Origin of the sequence: Vreelandella arctica, from assembly GCF_037070215.1 — a bacterium.
GTDB lineage: Bacteria > Pseudomonadota > Gammaproteobacteria > Pseudomonadales > Halomonadaceae > Vreelandella > Vreelandella arctica.
Map to the genome: position 1 here is coordinate 1 of NZ_JBANSN010000074.1, position 3,372 is coordinate 3,372.

The 3,372-nt window shown below is 56.0% G+C and carries 4 protein-coding genes; 1 reads left to right on the forward strand and 3 read right to left on the reverse strand.

The window, feature by feature from the left end; all coding sequences use genetic code 11:
• Window positions 1–58: 58 nt before the first annotated feature.
• From V8L70_RS22600 to V8L70_RS22610, 3 genes are read right to left on the reverse strand one after another with little or no spacing between them, the layout of a single operon-like run.
• Window positions 59–1,348, reverse strand: coding sequence for an ISL3-like element ISPpu12 family transposase (locus V8L70_RS22600; protein ID WP_004574636.1), 1,290 nt, complete (start codon window positions 1,346–1,348; stop codon window positions 59–61).
• Between the two features lie 21 nt (window positions 1,349–1,369).
• The gene (lspA, locus tag V8L70_RS22605; protein WP_004863699.1) at window positions 1,370–1,882 is read right to left on the reverse strand and encodes a signal peptidase II; all 513 of its coding nucleotides are present in this window, start codon (window positions 1,880–1,882) and stop codon (window positions 1,370–1,372) included.
• A 3-nt stretch (window positions 1,883–1,885) separates the two neighbouring features.
• Window positions 1,886–2,782 (reverse strand): cation efflux transmembrane domain-containing protein, encoded by an 897-nt coding sequence (locus tag V8L70_RS22610; protein ID WP_004574643.1) that lies wholly within the window; start codon window positions 2,780–2,782, stop codon window positions 1,886–1,888.
• 95 nt (window positions 2,783–2,877) lie between these two features.
• Here V8L70_RS22610 and cadR point away from each other — a divergent pair, with 95 nt between their 5' ends.
• Window positions 2,878–3,285 carry a Cd(II)/Pb(II)-responsive transcriptional regulator gene (gene cadR, locus V8L70_RS22615; RefSeq protein ID WP_004364961.1) on the forward strand — a complete coding sequence of 136 codons (408 nt, stop codon included), beginning with the start codon at window positions 2,878–2,880 and terminating at the stop codon, window positions 3,283–3,285.
• Window positions 3,286–3,372: the final 87 nt, after the last annotated feature.

Genomic DNA, 3,372 nt, shown 5'->3' on the forward strand with positions numbered 1-3,372 from the left:
GGGTATACGGATTTAATGGTTGATGGGGCACCTTCACCCCATCAATCTGATACCACCCTCAGATGGTTGATAGATCGACTCCGTAGTTGAGTTCCTCTGCGAAGTCCGGCAGTCCGTAACCGATGGTTTTCTTGTAGAAAGGAGAGACCTTCGCAGTCGGTGCCTTCTTCTTGTGCTTCGTGGTGTAGAGCATTCGTGCCCGCATCACCTCGAAGGAGTAACCGCGCCCTTCACGGTTCTTGTCCTTGGCCAGTCGGTTGATGGACTCCGTGTAAGCGTTGGTGACGGGCATGTCCGTCTCGAAGTAGGTCATGGTCTCTTCGCGCCAGTTTCCCACTGCCCTGACCAGATCGCTCCAGACTTCCTTTTGGCCCTTCGGGATGGTGGCTATCCACTCGTCCAGGGCGGCTTCTGCCTGGAGCCGTGTGGTGGCGTCCCAGATGCCGTAGAAGCGCTCCTTGTGCTCGTAGGCGGCCAGCAGTTGCGGGAACGCGCCTGTCCAGGTCTCCATGATGAGGCGCTCCCGGTCTGAGACTTCGTGAGCGCGTTTCAGCAGGATTTTCCGGTCTCCCTTGAGAGTCCGGCTCTGGGACGGTTTCAGCTCCTTTCTGAGGCCCTTGCGCACTCTCTCTAGGGCATCGTTGGCCATGCGCACCACATGGAACTTATCGACCACGATACGGGCCTGGGGCAGCACAGCCTTGACCGCTGCCCGGTAGGGGTTCCACATGTCCATGCTGACGATCTCGACCTTCTGCCGGTCTTTCAGCTTCATCAGGTAGTTGGTCACCACGTCCTGGCGGCGGGTGGCCAGCAGGTCGAGCAGGGTTCGCTCCTCAATGTTGGTCAGAATGCAGCGGTAGCGCTTGTTCAGGTATAGCTCGTCAATGCCCAGGATGCGGGGCGTCTCGAAGCGGTGCCAGCGCCCCAGGAACTCGGCGCGGGCGTTGAAGATGTCGCGCACCGTCTTCTCGTCCAGGCCGGTCTGTGCCGCCACAAAGGTGTAGGGGTGGTTGAAGGATTCCTTCTCCACGTACTCATGCAGCCGCAGTGTCATACGGAATCCGTCCACCATCTCCGGTAGCTGGGGCCTGAATGTTGTCTTGCAGGCCCGGCAGGTGTATCGGCGGCGGACCACCCAGAGAGTGACCCGCTTGCCGTGGATGGGCAGATCACGATAGGGAACGTCACGCTTGCCGAACCGTACGAACTCACCCTGCACGCCGCATTCCTCGCAGGCGATGGGATCGGGCACGTCCACCTGGAAGTGCATTTCGTCGTCGGTTGATTTGCAGCCCAGTACTTGGTATTGCGGCAGGTGAAGGATGTTGTCGGGAAGTTCGGTCATGGTGTTGTATAGGCGTAGGTGTCAGTCAGATCCATCCGGCTCGGCATTGGTGTTTGCTTTTTTACCCAACAAGCTGCTGGAAACGAAAAGTAAGGCACCGAGGACAATTGCAATATCAGCCAGGTTGAAGGCCGGCCAATGCCAGTCTCGCCAATAGAAATCAAAGGAATCCACAACATAGCCGCGAAAGACCCGGTCAATCAGGTTGCCCATGGCGCCACCGAGGATAAGACTGTAAGCGATGGCTTCTCCTTTATGACGATTTTCAAGGATCAGCTTGATCAGAAAAATCGAGACCACTACCGCGATTCCGATAAAAAAGTAGCGCTGCCAGCCTCCACCATTCGCAAAAAGACTGAATGCGGCACCGGTGTTCCATAGGTGCACCCAGTTAAAGAACGGGGTCACCGAAACATACTCGCCATAGGCCATTGATTGCTGCACCAGCCACTTTACAGCCTGATCAGACGCTGCCAGCAGGCCCGATATGGACAATAGGGCATACGGCGAGAGCTTTTTGCCAATAATGAGCATTATTTAACCCTTCAACGCCAAAATGCGTCTGGCACCGTTAAGTACAATGCCCCCCGCGATGGTGCCGATAATCAGATCCGGATAATTGGAACCGGTCCACGCGACCAGGGCGCCGGCGGTGATGACCCCCAGGTTGATCACCACGTCGTTGGCCGAGAATATCCAGCTTGCCTTCATGTGCGCCCCGCCTTCCCGATGTTTGGATATGAGCAGCAGACAACTGGTATTGGCAATCAATGCGACGAATGCGATAGCCATCATCACCAGCGATTCAGGCTCACTACCGAATACAAAGCGTCTCACCACCTCTACGAGCACGCCCACAGCCAAGATCAGTTGCAGTACACCAGCAAGATGCGCGGCACGTACCTGCATTTTCACGCTATGTCCAACCGCATAAAGGGCAAGCCCGTACACCGCCGCATCGGCAAAATTGTCCAGGGATTCTCCAATCAGGCCGGTGGACTGGGCGATCAGACCGGCAGTCATTTCCACCACGAACAGAAGTGCATTGATGCCGAGCAACCAGCGCAGGGTCCCGGATTCTTGCTTAGCAGAAGCTGCCGAAAACTCGGCGGCCTTGATGGTCTCCGGATTTGCAGCGACGGTTTCCTGAAGCGAGGCGCCTAGCCCCAAGGTCTTCAGTTTCGAGGTGACGGGCTCGACCTCGCCGTCATGCACGACCTTCAGCCGGCGGTTCGACAAGTCGAAGGACAGCGCCCGAATCTCCTCAAAGCCGTTCAGGGCTAGGCGAATCATTCGTTCTTCTGATGGACAGTCCATCTTCGGCACGGCATAAACACTGACCCATCTCCCTGGCGCCTCGGAGGAGGCCTGTATATCGGTATCCGCTGCGGACGTTGCATCACCGCCACAGGCGCCACCACAGGATTTGCTCATGATACGACTCCACTTGAACAATGTTGTGGTACCATTTAAAACTATAAAGCTACTATAAGGTCAATAGAGTAAAGAATCCGTTGGGGAGGAGGCTGATGCGCATTGGTCAGTTGGCGCAGTTGGTAGGGGTCGAAACACAGACGATCCGCTTCTATGAACAGCAGGGCTTGTTGCCGCCGCCTGATCGGCAGGACAACGGTTACCGTGTCTATACCGAGAAGCATGGTGAGGGGCTGGCCTTCATCCGTCGCTGCAGAATCCTGGGCCTGTCACTGGCTGAGATTCACGAACTACAGAGCTATCAGGACGACCCTCATCAGCCTTGTACCGCCGTCAACGCCTTGCTCGATGATCACATCTCTCATGTGCGGTCGCAGATAACCGCTCTGCAAGCGCTTGAGAAACAACTCGTTTCACTGAGAGCGAGTTGCAACGATGACCGGGAAGTTGAGGCGTGTGGGGTTCTTGCTGGAATTAGCGAAGGAAACATGCACCAGCAGTAGGTGAAGCATCAACCAGATAATCCGATGAGATGCCGGTCTGTCTCACTCTCATGCAAAGGTAAGATCAACCATTTAATCCGCTTACCC

Bases quoted from the DNA above. Each gene is read 5' to 3' on its own strand.
- V8L70_RS22600 (WP_004574636.1), bottom strand. From the start codon at position 1,348: ATGACCGAACTTCCCGACAACATCCTTCACCTGCCGCAATACCAAGTA.
- lspA (WP_004863699.1), bottom strand. From the start codon at position 1,882: ATGCTCATTATTGGCAAAAAGCTCTCGCCGTATGCCCTATTGTCCATA.
- V8L70_RS22610 (WP_004574643.1), bottom strand. From the start codon at position 2,782: ATGAGCAAATCCTGTGGTGGCGCCTGTGGCGGTGATGCAACGTCCGCA.
- cadR (WP_004364961.1), top strand. From the start codon at position 2,878: ATGCGCATTGGTCAGTTGGCGCAGTTGGTAGGGGTCGAAACACAGACG.